This is a genomic window from Lysinibacillus sphaericus, from assembly GCF_002982115.1.
In the GTDB taxonomy this organism is placed as follows: Bacteria; Bacillota; Bacilli; order Bacillales_A; family Planococcaceae; genus Lysinibacillus; species Lysinibacillus sphaericus.
In genome coordinates this window covers 668,230-680,843 of record NZ_CP019980.1, presented here as the reverse complement: position 1 = coordinate 680,843, position 12,614 = coordinate 668,230, and the positions used below count along the sequence as shown (strand labels likewise).

The 12,614-nt window shown below is 35.5% G+C and carries 12 protein-coding genes and 1 riboswitch; of the genes, 2 read left to right on the top strand and 10 right to left on the bottom strand.

Annotated elements, in window-relative coordinates; genetic code table 11:
* Window positions 1-238 precede the first annotated feature (238 nt).
* A complete protein-coding gene (locus LS41612_RS03320) occupies window positions 239-1,933 on the top strand; it encodes a methyl-accepting chemotaxis protein (RefSeq protein ID WP_024364496.1) in 1,695 nt (564 codons plus the stop codon).
* Between the two features lie 71 nt (window positions 1,934-2,004).
* Here the strand turns inward: LS41612_RS03320 and LS41612_RS03315 are convergent, their stop codons facing one another.
* From LS41612_RS03315 to LS41612_RS03290, 6 genes are all read right to left on the bottom strand, one after another.
* Window positions 2,005-2,697 (bottom strand): hypothetical protein, encoded by a 693-nt coding sequence (locus LS41612_RS03315; protein WP_024364495.1) that lies wholly within the window; start codon window positions 2,695-2,697, stop codon window positions 2,005-2,007.
* Window positions 2,698-2,871: 174 nt separating this feature from the next.
* Window positions 2,872-4,365 (bottom strand): sodium:solute symporter family protein, encoded by a 1,494-nt coding sequence (locus LS41612_RS03310; protein WP_024364494.1) that lies wholly within the window; start codon window positions 4,363-4,365, stop codon window positions 2,872-2,874.
* 24 nt (window positions 4,366-4,389) lie between these two features.
* Window positions 4,390-5,142 (bottom strand): SDR family NAD(P)-dependent oxidoreductase, encoded by a 753-nt coding sequence (locus LS41612_RS03305; RefSeq protein ID WP_024364493.1) that lies wholly within the window; start codon window positions 5,140-5,142, stop codon window positions 4,390-4,392.
* Entirely contained in the window at window positions 5,132-6,880 is a 1,749-nt protein-coding gene (locus LS41612_RS03300) for a methyl-accepting chemotaxis protein (protein WP_024364492.1), read from the bottom strand. The genes LS41612_RS03305 and LS41612_RS03300 overlap by 11 nt, the downstream gene beginning before the upstream one ends.
* A gap of 107 nt (window positions 6,881-6,987) precedes the next feature.
* Window positions 6,988-7,073, bottom strand: a riboswitch (cyclic di-GMP riboswitch).
* Between the two features lie 223 nt (window positions 7,074-7,296).
* On the bottom strand, window positions 7,297-7,491 hold the full coding sequence (locus tag LS41612_RS03295; RefSeq protein WP_024364491.1) for a hypothetical protein: 195 nt from the start codon (window positions 7,489-7,491) through the stop codon (window positions 7,297-7,299).
* A gap of 233 nt (window positions 7,492-7,724) precedes the next feature.
* Complete coding sequence (locus LS41612_RS03290; RefSeq protein WP_024364490.1) at window positions 7,725-8,222, bottom strand: YehS family protein; 498 nt, start codon at window positions 8,220-8,222, stop codon at window positions 7,725-7,727.
* Window positions 8,223-8,416: 194 nt separating this feature from the next.
* Between LS41612_RS03290 and LS41612_RS03285 the strand changes: the two genes are divergently transcribed.
* Complete coding sequence (locus tag LS41612_RS03285; protein WP_029747426.1) at window positions 8,417-8,611, top strand: alpha/beta-type small acid-soluble spore protein; 195 nt, start codon at window positions 8,417-8,419, stop codon at window positions 8,609-8,611.
* Between the two features lie 401 nt (window positions 8,612-9,012).
* Here the strand turns inward: LS41612_RS03285 and LS41612_RS03280 are convergent, their stop codons facing one another.
* The 4 genes from LS41612_RS03280 to LS41612_RS03265 all read right to left on the bottom strand — a co-directional run bounded on the left by LS41612_RS03280 (window position 9,013) and on the right by LS41612_RS03265 (window position 12,554).
* A complete protein-coding gene (locus tag LS41612_RS03280) occupies window positions 9,013-10,260 on the bottom strand; it encodes an MFS transporter (RefSeq protein ID WP_024364489.1) in 1,248 nt (415 codons plus the stop codon).
* A 95-nt stretch (window positions 10,261-10,355) separates the two neighbouring features.
* Complete coding sequence (locus LS41612_RS03275; protein ID WP_024364488.1) at window positions 10,356-11,390, bottom strand: methyl-accepting chemotaxis protein; 1,035 nt, start codon at window positions 11,388-11,390, stop codon at window positions 10,356-10,358.
* Between the two features lie 37 nt (window positions 11,391-11,427).
* Window positions 11,428-12,144 carry a hypothetical protein gene (locus LS41612_RS03270; protein WP_227665384.1) on the bottom strand — a complete coding sequence of 239 codons (717 nt, stop codon included), beginning with the start codon at window positions 12,142-12,144 and terminating at the stop codon, window positions 11,428-11,430.
* A 35-nt stretch (window positions 12,145-12,179) separates the two neighbouring features.
* Window positions 12,180-12,554 (bottom strand): hypothetical protein, encoded by a 375-nt coding sequence (locus LS41612_RS03265; protein WP_024364486.1) that lies wholly within the window; start codon window positions 12,552-12,554, stop codon window positions 12,180-12,182.
* Window positions 12,555-12,614 lie beyond the last annotated feature (60 nt).

Sequence of the window (12,614 nt, the reverse complement as noted above, 5' to 3'; positions counted from 1 at the left end):
AACTTGTGAAAAATTGTATAGTATTGTCAAATTTATTTTTTCTAAAAACACCATGACAATAGGTAATTAGATACACACCTTTAGCAAACAGACAAAAATATTTGAAAAATATGAATTAAATTATGCCAAAAAACCTTTTTTAGTATTTTCAACAAAAAAATTCTACTTTTCTTTTGAAATAGTAATAGAATAAATAGAGTAGGATAAGTTTTAAAGAAAAAGCTAAAGGATGGAAAAAATGAATCGTTTATTTCAATTTAAAACAATTAAAGCACGTTTATTAAGTACATTTATTATGTTATTAGTATTATTTGCTTGTTTTACTACGTATACTTATTTTTCTAATACCAACATGGAAAAACAGGCTAAAGTCCTCGTTGAAGAAGATTTAATTGTGTTAACCGCAAGTAAAAATCTAGCAATGTCTACAAGTGTCCGATTATCTGCCGCCTTAAGTTATGTTGTATCCGGTGATGAAAAATACATAGAGACGTTTAATGAATACCGTAAAATTGCTGAAGATAATAACCTTATCGTCGAAAAGTATGAAAATACGCCCGAACGGGAAAAACTCGTAGAAATGGCCCGTGAATGGAGCAACCGAGTAAATAGTGAAGTATTTGAAGTATATAAGCAAGGTGATAAACAATTAGCGTTAGAAAATTTAACAGCTATCAATCATCTTGTAACTGAAGTGCGCACTGGCTATGAAGAAGTAGCTGATAAACGCGCCGAAGCCATTACGAAGGTTGGCAACGATGTCGTATCAACTAGTTCAAGCAATAATACCGTTGGGGTCATTGTAAGTATCATCTTATCGGTTATAGGAATTCTTATCGCTATTTTTACGGCAAGTAGAATTTCTAAACCGATCTCTGTAGTTTCCCATCATATGAGGGAACTAGCTGATGGAAATTTACGCAATGAAAAGTTCTCCGTTACCCGTCAAGATGAGATTGGTCACTTAATGCTTTCTGCCAATGACCTGAATGAAAAATTAAAAGATACGATTAGCTCTATTCATAATGTATCTGAAACGGTAGCTGCAAGCAGTGAGGAATTAGCGCAATCTTCTAATGAAGTTCAGACTGGTACTGAACAAATTTCCTATACCATGCAAGAGCTTGCGACTGGAACAGAAACACAAGCCTCTACAGCTAGCGATTTAGCTGAAACTATGACAACGTTCCAACGCCATATCTATGAAACAACGCAAGAAGGCATTGAGTTGAAAGAGCATTCGGGGCAAGTACATGATTTAACAAACACAGGGAAAACATTAATGGTTCAATCTACACAACAAATGGCAACTATTAATGACATTGTGTTAGATTCCGTAAAAAAGGTAGAAGGTTTAAACGAACAGTCTGCTGAAATTTCAAAATTGGTTTCTGTAATCGATGAAATTTCTAACCAAACGAATTTGCTTGCTTTAAATGCTGCCATCGAAGCGGCACGTGCAGGAGAACATGGCAAAGGCTTTGCAGTAGTTGCCGATGAAGTGCGTAAGCTGGCAGAACAAGTACAATTCTCTGTGACAGATATTTCAACAATCGTTCATCGCATTCAAAGCGAAACAGGCAATGTCACAAATTCCCTTCAATCTGGTTATGAAGAAGTAAAAAAAGGAACAGCACAATTAAATCAAACGAATCATACATTCGATCAAATTTCTCAAGCGATCGAGGATATGAATAACAATATTAATGTGATTTCAAATAACTTAACAAAAATTTCCCAACATTCCGAAGCGATTAATGGCTCGATTGATGAAATGGCTTCTATTTCACAAGAATCCGCTGCTGGTGTTGAGCAAACAACGGCCACTGTTGAAGAAACAGCTGCAACAATGGATGAAATTTCAAAGAGTGCCAATCAATTAGCTGAAATGGCTGAAGAGCTAAACACACAACTACAAAAATTCACACTTTAATACAAGGAAAAAGCTATCCGAATGTCTTCGTGATAGCTTTTTTATTAGGCTAGATGACATCTAATATAGGATTATTGCCAATGTCGGATAGGTACTCGCTCTAATTCATAGTGCTTGATAATAATACTGACCTTTTGATACCATTGTTCACACAACGCCATTGCTTCGATATACGTATCATCTTCTATTGAAATGCCATCCTCTTGTTCTAAAAAGATATACTCTATAATTGGATCGCTTAGATTGTCTACCACCATTTTTAAAGCTAATTGGGACACTTCCTGTTCCTCACATGCTTCTTCCTCAATCTCCGCTTCTTCTACTAAAACATGATGATCCCCCGCTAGTAAAGAGTCACTAAACAAACCATTACTAGTTCTTGCCACAATATGACCGTCCTCTACAATCGCTACCTCATAAATTTCATTAAAACGGACTTCTTTCTTTACTAGTTCTGCTTCCCAATCTTCTTTAACTGCCAGTATAAGTGTTTTGGATTGCTCATTCAGTAATAATGCATGTAAAGCATCACTTGCAATGATGCCATGGGTATGAGGGATATTCTTTAACTCTTCTTCACTTGCACTTTTACGCTCCGCCATTATTCTAAAAGTATGATATTTCCATTTAATAAAACGTATTACGCCAATGATGACTAAGGTTATGCCAATTAAAAAGTACAATTTTTTTATGAATTCAGCATCCATTGCCATTGCTAAAAACAAATATATCGTACCTAACAATACTAGAAAGATTGTTTTCATTATTATCCCACTTTCAACAAAATAATAGATAGGGAAAATACATCTCTATAGTAGAAATCTTATTCAGCTATCTCTCTTTTCATTCTTCATTTTTGGATAATAAAAAAACACGAAACACTGGTATCCTCAAGTGTTTCGTGTTGTTGAACAAGTCTTTTTAAGCTAACACAGAGCTTATTGTTGTTTCACTAGCTCGTCCTTACTGCCTACATTATCTAATGTTTTATCTTTTTCAATTTTATGCATATCTAGCACATGTTGTGAAGGTGGCACAAGCAAACTGACAATCACTATCGTTATACCTGAAATGACTACTCCAGAGAAAACAGGTGCCTGCCATAATTCGTTTATTAAACCTATAAAGCCTTCAGACTGTATGGATAAACTAGGTACAAAAGTTAGTGTTGTGATTATATAATAGATCAGCCCGACCGATATACTTGCCCAGACAGCTGGCGTACTGACCCGCTTCCAAAATGGACCTAAGACAATTGGCCAAAAAATCGTCACGAATATTACGTCCCAAGCTAAGTAAGCTAAATCAATTACTTTTTGGAAGCTAACAGCCAAGATTAAGCCTAATACTGCACTGCTTAAAATCACAAGTCTTGAAAATCTCAATAAATTTTTAGGATTAGGATTACGATTAATAAAGTCTAAATAAATATTCTTTGTGATAATACCAGAAGTTGCAACATAACATGCGGCAACAGTCGACATTCCCATCGCTGCCATTGCTGTTAAAAAGATTGCAGCTAAAAGAGGAGGAAAGTATCCTTGTGCAAATGCTAGCATTAACGTTTCTGGATTTGTGCTATTAGGATAAATTGTTTTAAAGGCTTCACCTAACATGCCAGGAATCCAACTAATCGCTATAATAACGATACCAGCTATAATCATACTGCGTTGTGCTACTTTTGGACTTTTCGCGGCGGCTACCCTTTGACCTAAGTCAACAGCAGGGATATCACCAAGCGCTAATACAAGATATAACGTCCAAAATTCAGCTCCTGCCTTATTAAACAATTCACTTATATTCCACCACTCCGGATTAAACGTCACATCAGGATAATAAATAAACACAAAAATGGTAATACCTAAAATACCAGCTACTGCTAGCGCACCTTGTACGATTTCTGTGTAGGCTACAGCCCATAAACCGCCAATTACAGAATACAGTGCTGTTAACGATACAAATAATAATGCTGCTGGAACAAAATCTATTTGTAGCAATTGCTGGATAATATACGTTCCACCAACCGTTAAAGCTGCTGCATTAAAGATTCCAAAGGCGATAGCCATTACAATCCCTGTGTAAGCTCCTAACTTTTTACTACCATATCTTAAGCCATAGTAGTCTGCTAATGTCCATCCTTTTAATCTTCTAAGCGGTTTGGTCCATATAAGCGCACCAAGAATCATACAGGTCCCTAAACCACCCATCGTCGCTGATCCCTCAAAGCCGCCACTCGTATAACCAGAACCGACAGCTGCAAAAAAGAACGGAGCGGCTAATAAAGCCGCAATTAAACTTCCCGTCACAACTGAGAGAGGCATGCTCCATCCGGCTACGATTAAATCTTCTGCCGTATTAACGCGTTTATACCCCTTATAACCAATATAATAAATAAAAATTAAGTACACGCTAAAGATTAAAATATTCAACATTTTTATTGCTCCTTAGTTCTTACATTATCCGTTCATCACTACTCCACCATTAGGCGTTAAAATCTGACCTGTATAGAAATCAGCGTTGTCAGAGGCTAAAAAAAGTACACTTTTTGCGATTTCCTCAGGTTGTGCCAAGCGTTTTAATGGATACTTTGCAGATTCCTCTTCAATATAGTTCTCTCCAAATTCTTGTAGGATATCTGTGAGTGTCCCACTAGGAGCTACAGCGTTTACTAAGATGTTGGGCGCTAATTCTCTTGCCAAAGCTTTCGTAAATGCATTAATGCCGCCTTTTGCAGCTGAGTAATGCGTAAACTCTTCACAACCTAGACTACCAATATCTGAAGAAATATTAATAATCTTGCCTTTGTTTCGTTCCTTCATTCGTTTCGCTGCTTCTCGGCAATTATAAAAACATCCATAAAGATGTACTTTAATCATTCTGTCCCATTGTTCGTCTGTTAAATCTAGCACGCTAGAAGCTTGTGCAAATCCTGCATTATTTACAAGAATATCAATCTGCCCTAGATGACTATCCATGTATCGGAACATGTCCTGTACTTGATGAGAGTCTGATACATCAGCACGGTATTTATAAGCTCGTACACCTAGCTTTTCAGCCTGTGCTCGCACTTCTTCTGCTTCATGATCGTCACCAATATAGTTAATCAATACATTGGCACCTTGTTTTGCGAATGCAAGTGCAATTGCTTTTCCGATGCCCTTACTAGAACCAGTAATCAGAACATTTTTTTGTGCTAAATTATTTTCCATTTTCATCATTCTCCAATTTGAATTTTGCTACAAGCGCTTGTAATTCTTGTGCTGTTATTCCTAAAGAAGAAGAAGCCTCTTTCACTTCTTGCATCGTCGTTAATTGTTCCTGTGTCGCTTTTGACACATTAGATGAAAACTCTGATGAAAGCTCCGCTGATTGTTTAATGTTATTGACAGACGCTGCAACTTCCTCTGACGAAGCAGAAATTTGCTGAGAGGCTGCTGAAATTTCACGAATTTGACTAGCGACTTCTTCCGATGATGTAAGAATTTCTTTAAAGATTTCCCCTACTTCATCTGTATATTCCATACCTGCTTTTACATCTGCTTTTCCTTTTTCCATCACGACAATGGAAGCATTTGAATCGGATTGAATCGTACTAATTAGATTGTATATTTCTGTTGCTGATTGCGAGGATTGCTCTGCCAACCTTCTCACTTCATCTGCTACCACTGCAAAACCTTTACCATGTTCTCCTGCTCTTGCTGCTTCAATAGCTGCATTTAAAGCAAGTAAGTTAGTTTGATCCGCAATTGCTGTAATAAGACTCACAATATCGCTAATTTTATTCGTATTAACATGTAAGCCATTAATGGTTTTGCCAATTTGTTCTACTGAACCATTAATTAGCTCCATTTGGGATATAACTTGTTGCACGACTTTATCTCCACGTTCAGAAGCAAGAGATGCTGCTATAGATGATTCGGCAGCAGTATTTGCTGAGTCAGCTATTTGTTGAATACCTGTTGCTGTTTCTTCCATAGCTGCAGCAGTTTCTTCTGTCATCACCATAGATGCTTCCGCATTCTCATTTATACGTTTCATATCCTTTGCAATATCGGTAGAACTGTTAAACGACTCTCCTGCATTGACAGTTAACTGACTTGCAGCAGAAGAAACATGATTAGATGTATTTCTAATATTTAAAATAATATGTTGCAAATTGGTAACCATCGTTTGAATAGATTGAGATAAGTTCCCTATTTCATCTTTTGTAATTTCTAATTCAACTTGTTGCAATTCACCATTTGCCACTTGATTTGCAACATCGACTACTTTCTTAAGAGGTTTTAATAGTCGATCGATAATTATGTAAAGTAAAATTAGTAAAATAATCAAACCAACAACTGCAATTGCAATTTGTTTTGTCATACTTGTTTTAATGATTGTATTTATGTAATCTGCGGAATAATCAATACCTAATAAGGCGATCATTTTGCCATTATCATCTTTAATAGGGGTAAATACTGTTCTCCAAGCACCAAATTGATCTTCAAATACGTTCGTCACTTCAGACTGATTACTGTCAATTGCACGCTTAGCTGTTGCTACATGTTCATCTGCTAAATCTTCGAAAATCTCACCAGCTTCATAGACCTCATTCAAGTTGGATGTATACCCTATCGGATTTACACCTTTATCTTTCATATCCCAAATATAACTCCAGCTCATTATCCCCTGTTCTTCCTGAATCATATCTAGCTGTTTTTGGAGATTTTTAAAATCGGGATTACTTTCCCCTTTTTCATTTAATAAATGTTTTATCTGATCACTATCGAGATTCATAGCTGTCAATATACCAACACTTTTTAACTCTTGTTCCAAATCTACATTCATTCTTTTGTTAAGCTCACTAATACTTTGCGTTGTAACGATAGAAATCAACATTAAAACAATAATTGAAACTGTAAGTAATAATTTGTTTTTCAATGAAACATTTTTTAAAAATTGCATAGATAATTCCTCCTCTTTATATTTTATAGGTCAAAAAAAAATAACCTATTTCAAAAGAAATAGGTTATTAAAGATAAAAAAATAATAAATCCCAATAACTACTAATCTTTTGCAACCCAGCCATCATAGCGTTATCTGCCTTAGACCTGTAGCTTTGCGTCTCTACCTTTCAGTAGATTTGCCCTTATTTCTCCTCAAATTAACATAATAGTAAAAAATAATCAATACAGCTTCCAAAATTACTATTTAGTCCATGCTCTTATTTTACTACTTATGTACAAACAATGAAATAATTACTATGTAAAAATATTCTTCTTTATTGTAAAAAGTCCTTACAAAAAATAAGCAGCGACAACGTAAACACGTTATTGCTGCTTAAATTTCTGATAAACACTTACCCCTAAATGTTTATTCAATTATGCAAGTTGTGTTACGAGTAAGACAGCTGGAATAAAGGATAATGCAAAAACGCACATATACCATACAGAAGTACGGCGTAATGAAAAACGAACTTTTTTACGTTCTGCATAAAAAATGTCTAACATAACAGCAACTATTAATGGAATACTAATGCAAGAAATAGCAATTAAAATAAAATCAAAAAATATCATAAAAAGCACCCCTCTATTCATGAACATTTCTTTTCCCTTTGTGACAACTTTGTGTCAATTTAATTGTACACAATTTCGTCACATTTATCAACTGTTCAAAGAAAATAATGGTGATTTTTCAATTTATTTTTTATTGCTTTTATTGTTATTATGTACTTCATCCAATACAAACAAAGGCGGGACGCTTACTGTAGGTAAGCATCCGACCACAATTCGCTTTAACAATTTAATACTTAATCTCTATATTTATATGTTAAACCTTTTAAAAAGTTTCTCACAAAGCGATCGCCACATTCTTTGTAATTACGATGACTAGGATTTCTTAAAATCGCACCTAACTCACCTTTCGATACTGTTACGCCACCTTCATATAAAATATCAAGCATATCTTCCGTTGTTAAAGCCATTGCAATTTTCACTTTTTTCAAAAGCATATTATTTGGGCTTTCTTTCCCTGTAAGCGGTGGTGGCCCTTCCTGTTGACCTTGTTTTGATTGTTGAGGGCCACGTTTAAAAGTAATTAAACCATTTAAAAATGCCTCTACCATTTTGTTATTACATTTAATGTAATTCTCTGGGATATCTTCTTCATCTTCTTTAATTTTGATAAGCATGTTTAATACATCCTCTTTAGTGTATTTCATGCCACCAAGCTTAAAAATTTCTACCATATCCGTATTTTTAATATCTAGTGCATATCGTAAACGAATCAAAATATCATTATTCGTCATAGCAAAACCTCCTTGATTTCCTTGCAAAATCTGAATTTATAAGAGCCAGGCTTTATTATAACAGAGTAAATTGTATTTTTAGCTAGCTTTGCAATTATTCCTCGCCTATAGTATGTAGATTGCACATTTCCTTGTTTTTAAATGTATGAAAATCAAACTGCCGACCATTCTAATAGCACAAGGAGGTGAGAAAAATGGCTAATAAAAATCGAAGTTCCAATAAACTTCAAGTTCCTGGTGTACAAGAAGCTGTTAATCAAATGAAATATGAAATCGCACAAGAATTCGGCGTACAACTTGGGCCAGATGCTTCTTCTCGCGCGAACGGTTCCGTAGGTGGAGAAATCACGAAACGACTTGTAGAAATGGCTGAAAAAAGACAAAAATAAATAAAAGGTGCCAGGCACTAAAACAATTCAGAATTGTTTTAGTACCTGGCACTTACTTTCTTGCCCCTTTTATCATGACGAAGATGAATACTAATAAAAGAATAAGTAATGCACCTATAATTACGTATCCGACCATACTTGTTATTCCCAAAACACTAATACTCCTTCCATACATAAAGTGGAACAAAAAATTTACCAATATAGACCGCTATATTTCCACTTTAGTTTACCTATTTAAAATACCCTTCTACTTCTATTTCTTCAACTAAACTGCTCTATTAGTATAATAAATTTAACAACTAGAGCTTTCTATTCATTCACAGTAATTTCATTTTTTCCGATAAACACAATTTATAAACTTTTATTTTTAGATTGTGGCTCTCATTTTCAATTCCACACCTTTAGATACTACGCTTTTCCTTAAAATACAGCACACCAAACAAACCAATGATGGAGAAAAGAACTGGCACTATAAAACCATAGTAGTAGCCATCATCTACATAACCTGAAACAGATTGAAAATGATCTAATAAATAACCAAAAATAATGGGCAACAAAACGGCACTTAAAAAGCCCCCTGTATTGGCAAATCCCGAAACTACACCAGCTTCGTGTAAAGGGAATGATTGCCGTACAGCCGCAAATGTTAATGCACTTGCTCCATACCCAAAGCCGATGATAAAAAATAGTACCAACAGCAAGAAAAAAGCTGGATGTCCATTGCATATAAGAAACGTAAACCAACTAAGTAAAACAATACTATGCACGACAATATAAGGCCTTTTAATCGTATCTAGCCTGCTAGCCAGCCAACTAGTTAGAGGAGCTCCGATTAGTGCCCCAATAAGACCAACCATAATCAATTGGCTTGCATCCGAACGTGTCATTTCATATAAACTCATTCCGTATGGTACAGCCCAGGAACTGATAAATCCTACATAACCTCCTACTACGCCAAAATGACAAAAAAATAGAGCCCATGCTTGGGGATTGGTAAATATTCTTTTCAGTAATACGGATGTTTTATCACGTTGTTCTTCATCGGTTACAAAAATTTGCTCGTTGATAAAGCGTGTTTTAGGCTTTTTTACAAGTACAAAATAAAGGACTAGGCCACACAGGGTCAATAGTAGACCTGCGCTACAAAAAGCCATCCTCCAACCTAGTAAATCAATCCACGTGGAGAAGGGGACTGTCGCCAATAAAAACCCTAGACTTCCAGTCATACCTGCCAGACCAATTAAACGTACAAACTCCTTACGATGAAACCATTGTGCCAAAATAAGCACCATATTAACCCAAATTGTTGCATCCCCTACTCCAGTCAGTATTCTCGAAAAAAATAGCATAAGTGCATGTGTACTAAGACTATAAATGATTGTACCGATCCCTGTAAGTGTCGCCCCTAAAATTAAAAAAGCATTTGGGCCGTAACGATCAGCCAAAATCCCCATTGGTACTTGTAAGCTTGTATATACAAAAAATTGGATACTTGTTAATAAGCCAATCGTTGCTGCCGTGACCTGAAAATCACTCATTAATTGGTCTGTAATTAATCCTGGCGCTGTGCGTTGGCTCGCCATTAACAAATAAGTTAACAATACAACAACAAATACTACCCATCTGTATTTGCTATTTTGTTTGTCCATGGATATCTACCCCTATTAGCTTTTACTAGAATATATGAAAGAGTGCCAGACACTAAAACAATTTTGAATTGTTTTAGTGTCTGGCACCGATTTCTCTATATTTTTAAGCTGACAAGGTTGCCTGCTTCTTGCACTAATTTATCCATTGTACTTAATTCGTCATCGCTAATTTCAACTAGCTCCTCAAACATTTCCACAGATTCACGTGAAATGAACGAAATGTCTCTCATTGCCACCATGATTTGCTGAGAGCTTGAAGATAATTCTTCTGTACTTGCAGATGAATTGGCATTATTTTCAGCAATAATTTTTGTCGTTTCTACAATTCTTTCGAACATCGTACCAATTTCTAAAATGGTAGTATTCGTTTGTGCAAACTCTTCCGTTCCTTGCTTCATGGATGTAACCACTCGATCCGTCTCTTCTTGAATATTTTTTACGATATTCGATACTTCAGCAGCGGACTGTTGCGATTGTTCTGCTAATTTACGAACTTCATCCGCAACGACAGCAAACCCTTTTCCATGTTCACCTGCACGAGCTGCTTCAATAGCTGCGTTCAATGCTAATAGATTGATTTGCTCTGAAATCCCTGTAATTACTTTGACAATCTTGCCAATCTCATGTGATTTTTCTCCAAGGATATTGATTGCATCAAAAGTTGTATTAATCGTTTGATCAAATTGCTCCATTTTCACCATCGAATCTTTTAGCTTTTCGTTACCTTCTTGCGTCAATTCTAACGTCGTATTCGATTGTTCTGAAATTTGGTTTGATCTTATAGACAGTTCTTCGATAGCCACTGTGATGTCTTCAATCGAAGTTGAACTTTCCTCAGTAGCTACTAATTGTTTTTTTAACCCTTTTCCTACCTCATCAATGGCTGCTCTAACGATATCAGCCTTCTCCGCTGCATACTCTCCATGTTCAACAAGATTTTGACCTTTTTCATTTATATTTTTTTCGTATAGATGAAATTGCTCTTTTAATTGACTTGCAGATAATTCCTCTGCCCCGTTTGTCACTTCACTCTGACTATCAGCCTGACGTTTAAGCGAAAAATATCGGTAAGCAAAATACAAGGACGTGCATAATAAAAATACTATAATCACTAGCATAATAGCATCCATGATATAAAAATCTCCTATTCTCTCTACCTATGATGTTTTATAACTCTTTTACAATAATATAAATTCCATCAGCTACAGTCGCTGGGATATCGTTTAAATGCTCATTGCTTTCGTATTTATGAACAATGAAATCCCCTTCAACATTTACATACTTTTCAAATCCATGATACTTCTGTAACAAGCTCATTGACTTCGGATTTGTTGCTTCAGCTAACACCAGTCTTAACCCTTCTTCAGATGCTTTTTGAACTAAAATATCACCTAACGTTTGTACAATTTCATGGCGATTGTGCTCAGCGATGACACCTAATAAAAATAAATGCAGCACTTCATTATCTTCCATTTCTTTTCCATAACGTTGTTTATAGTCATTTAAGAAACGAACATCGATATCCTCTAATACATCCATCACTATATTCATATCAGAAAACGTGCCACTAAAAATAGGACCTTCATGTATTTCCAGTGCGTTTGTATCTCCAACTAAAGCGCCTACTACATTACGCTCTGCATCGAGCGCAACAACACAGTATCCTTGATGCACATTGTCTTCAATGTATTCTTTCGTGAATTGGTAGAAATCATCATAAGGTAATTTTAAGGAGTACCCGATTATCGGTTCTTGCACCCATTTACCGGCTACATCTACTCCAACAAATGTTTTTGCTAAACATGTTGCCGCTTTTTCAATTAAGTCTGGTTGGTCTTTTGTAATGATTTCATATGTATATACATCTTGTAATGTTGGCATCATAAATTCCTCCAAATATGCTTCTAGTGATTTAAAAACTATCGTGTTGCTAATTGTGATACATTGTCAACTACTGTTCCTGGGAAATTCACTCCCTCTAAAGCATTTCTCACTTGCACATAGGCAATTTTAGAGGCTGGATTGACAATATAGATATCTTTGAAGCCAAGTGATGCGTAAAACATTAATGTTTGCCCTAGCTCCGCTGAAACTTTAGATGGAACAGGTGATTGATACGTTGCATCAACTACAAAGGTATAGGATTTTTTTGGTACTTTCGCCACAGTCTCTTCCAAATCTTTTATATATTCCTCTACAAGCTCTGTTTTAATAAACCCATGAACTTGAACGTGTACTTCTTTTTTTGCTTCATAAATCGCCATATTATATTTCGGTTTATCAACGACTAACATTTTTAATCTCCTTTTTCATATAGTTTTTTTACTATCCTATACTAACAAGACTTTATTAAC

Excerpts from the sequence above, each read along its gene's own strand:
- LS41612_RS03305 (WP_024364493.1), bottom strand. The coding sequence starts at position 5,142 with ATGGAAAATAATTTAGCACAAAAAAATGTTCTGATTACTGGTTCTAGT.
- LS41612_RS03290 (WP_024364490.1), bottom strand. The coding sequence starts at position 8,222 with ATGACGAATAATGATATTTTGATTCGTTTACGATATGCACTAGATATT.
- LS41612_RS03285 (WP_029747426.1), top strand. The coding sequence starts at position 8,417 with ATGGCTAATAAAAATCGAAGTTCCAATAAACTTCAAGTTCCTGGTGTA.
- LS41612_RS03275 (WP_024364488.1), bottom strand. The coding sequence starts at position 11,390 with ATGGATGCTATTATGCTAGTGATTATAGTATTTTTATTATGCACGTCC.
- LS41612_RS03300 (WP_024364492.1), bottom strand. The coding sequence starts at position 6,880 with ATGCAATTTTTAAAAAATGTTTCATTGAAAAACAAATTATTACTTACA.
- LS41612_RS03265 (WP_024364486.1), bottom strand. The coding sequence starts at position 12,554 with ATGTTAGTCGTTGATAAACCGAAATATAATATGGCGATTTATGAAGCA.
- LS41612_RS03295 (WP_024364491.1), bottom strand. The coding sequence starts at position 7,491 with ATGATATTTTTTGATTTTATTTTAATTGCTATTTCTTGCATTAGTATT.
- LS41612_RS03320 (WP_024364496.1), top strand. The coding sequence starts at position 239 with ATGAATCGTTTATTTCAATTTAAAACAATTAAAGCACGTTTATTAAGT.
- LS41612_RS03280 (WP_024364489.1), bottom strand. The coding sequence starts at position 10,260 with ATGGACAAACAAAATAGCAAATACAGATGGGTAGTATTTGTTGTTGTA.
- LS41612_RS03315 (WP_024364495.1), bottom strand. The coding sequence starts at position 2,697 with ATGAAAACAATCTTTCTAGTATTGTTAGGTACGATATATTTGTTTTTA.
- LS41612_RS03310 (WP_024364494.1), bottom strand. The coding sequence starts at position 4,365 with ATGTTGAATATTTTAATCTTTAGCGTGTACTTAATTTTTATTTATTAT.
- LS41612_RS03270 (WP_227665384.1), bottom strand. The coding sequence starts at position 12,144 with ATGATGCCAACATTACAAGATGTATATACATATGAAATCATTACAAAA.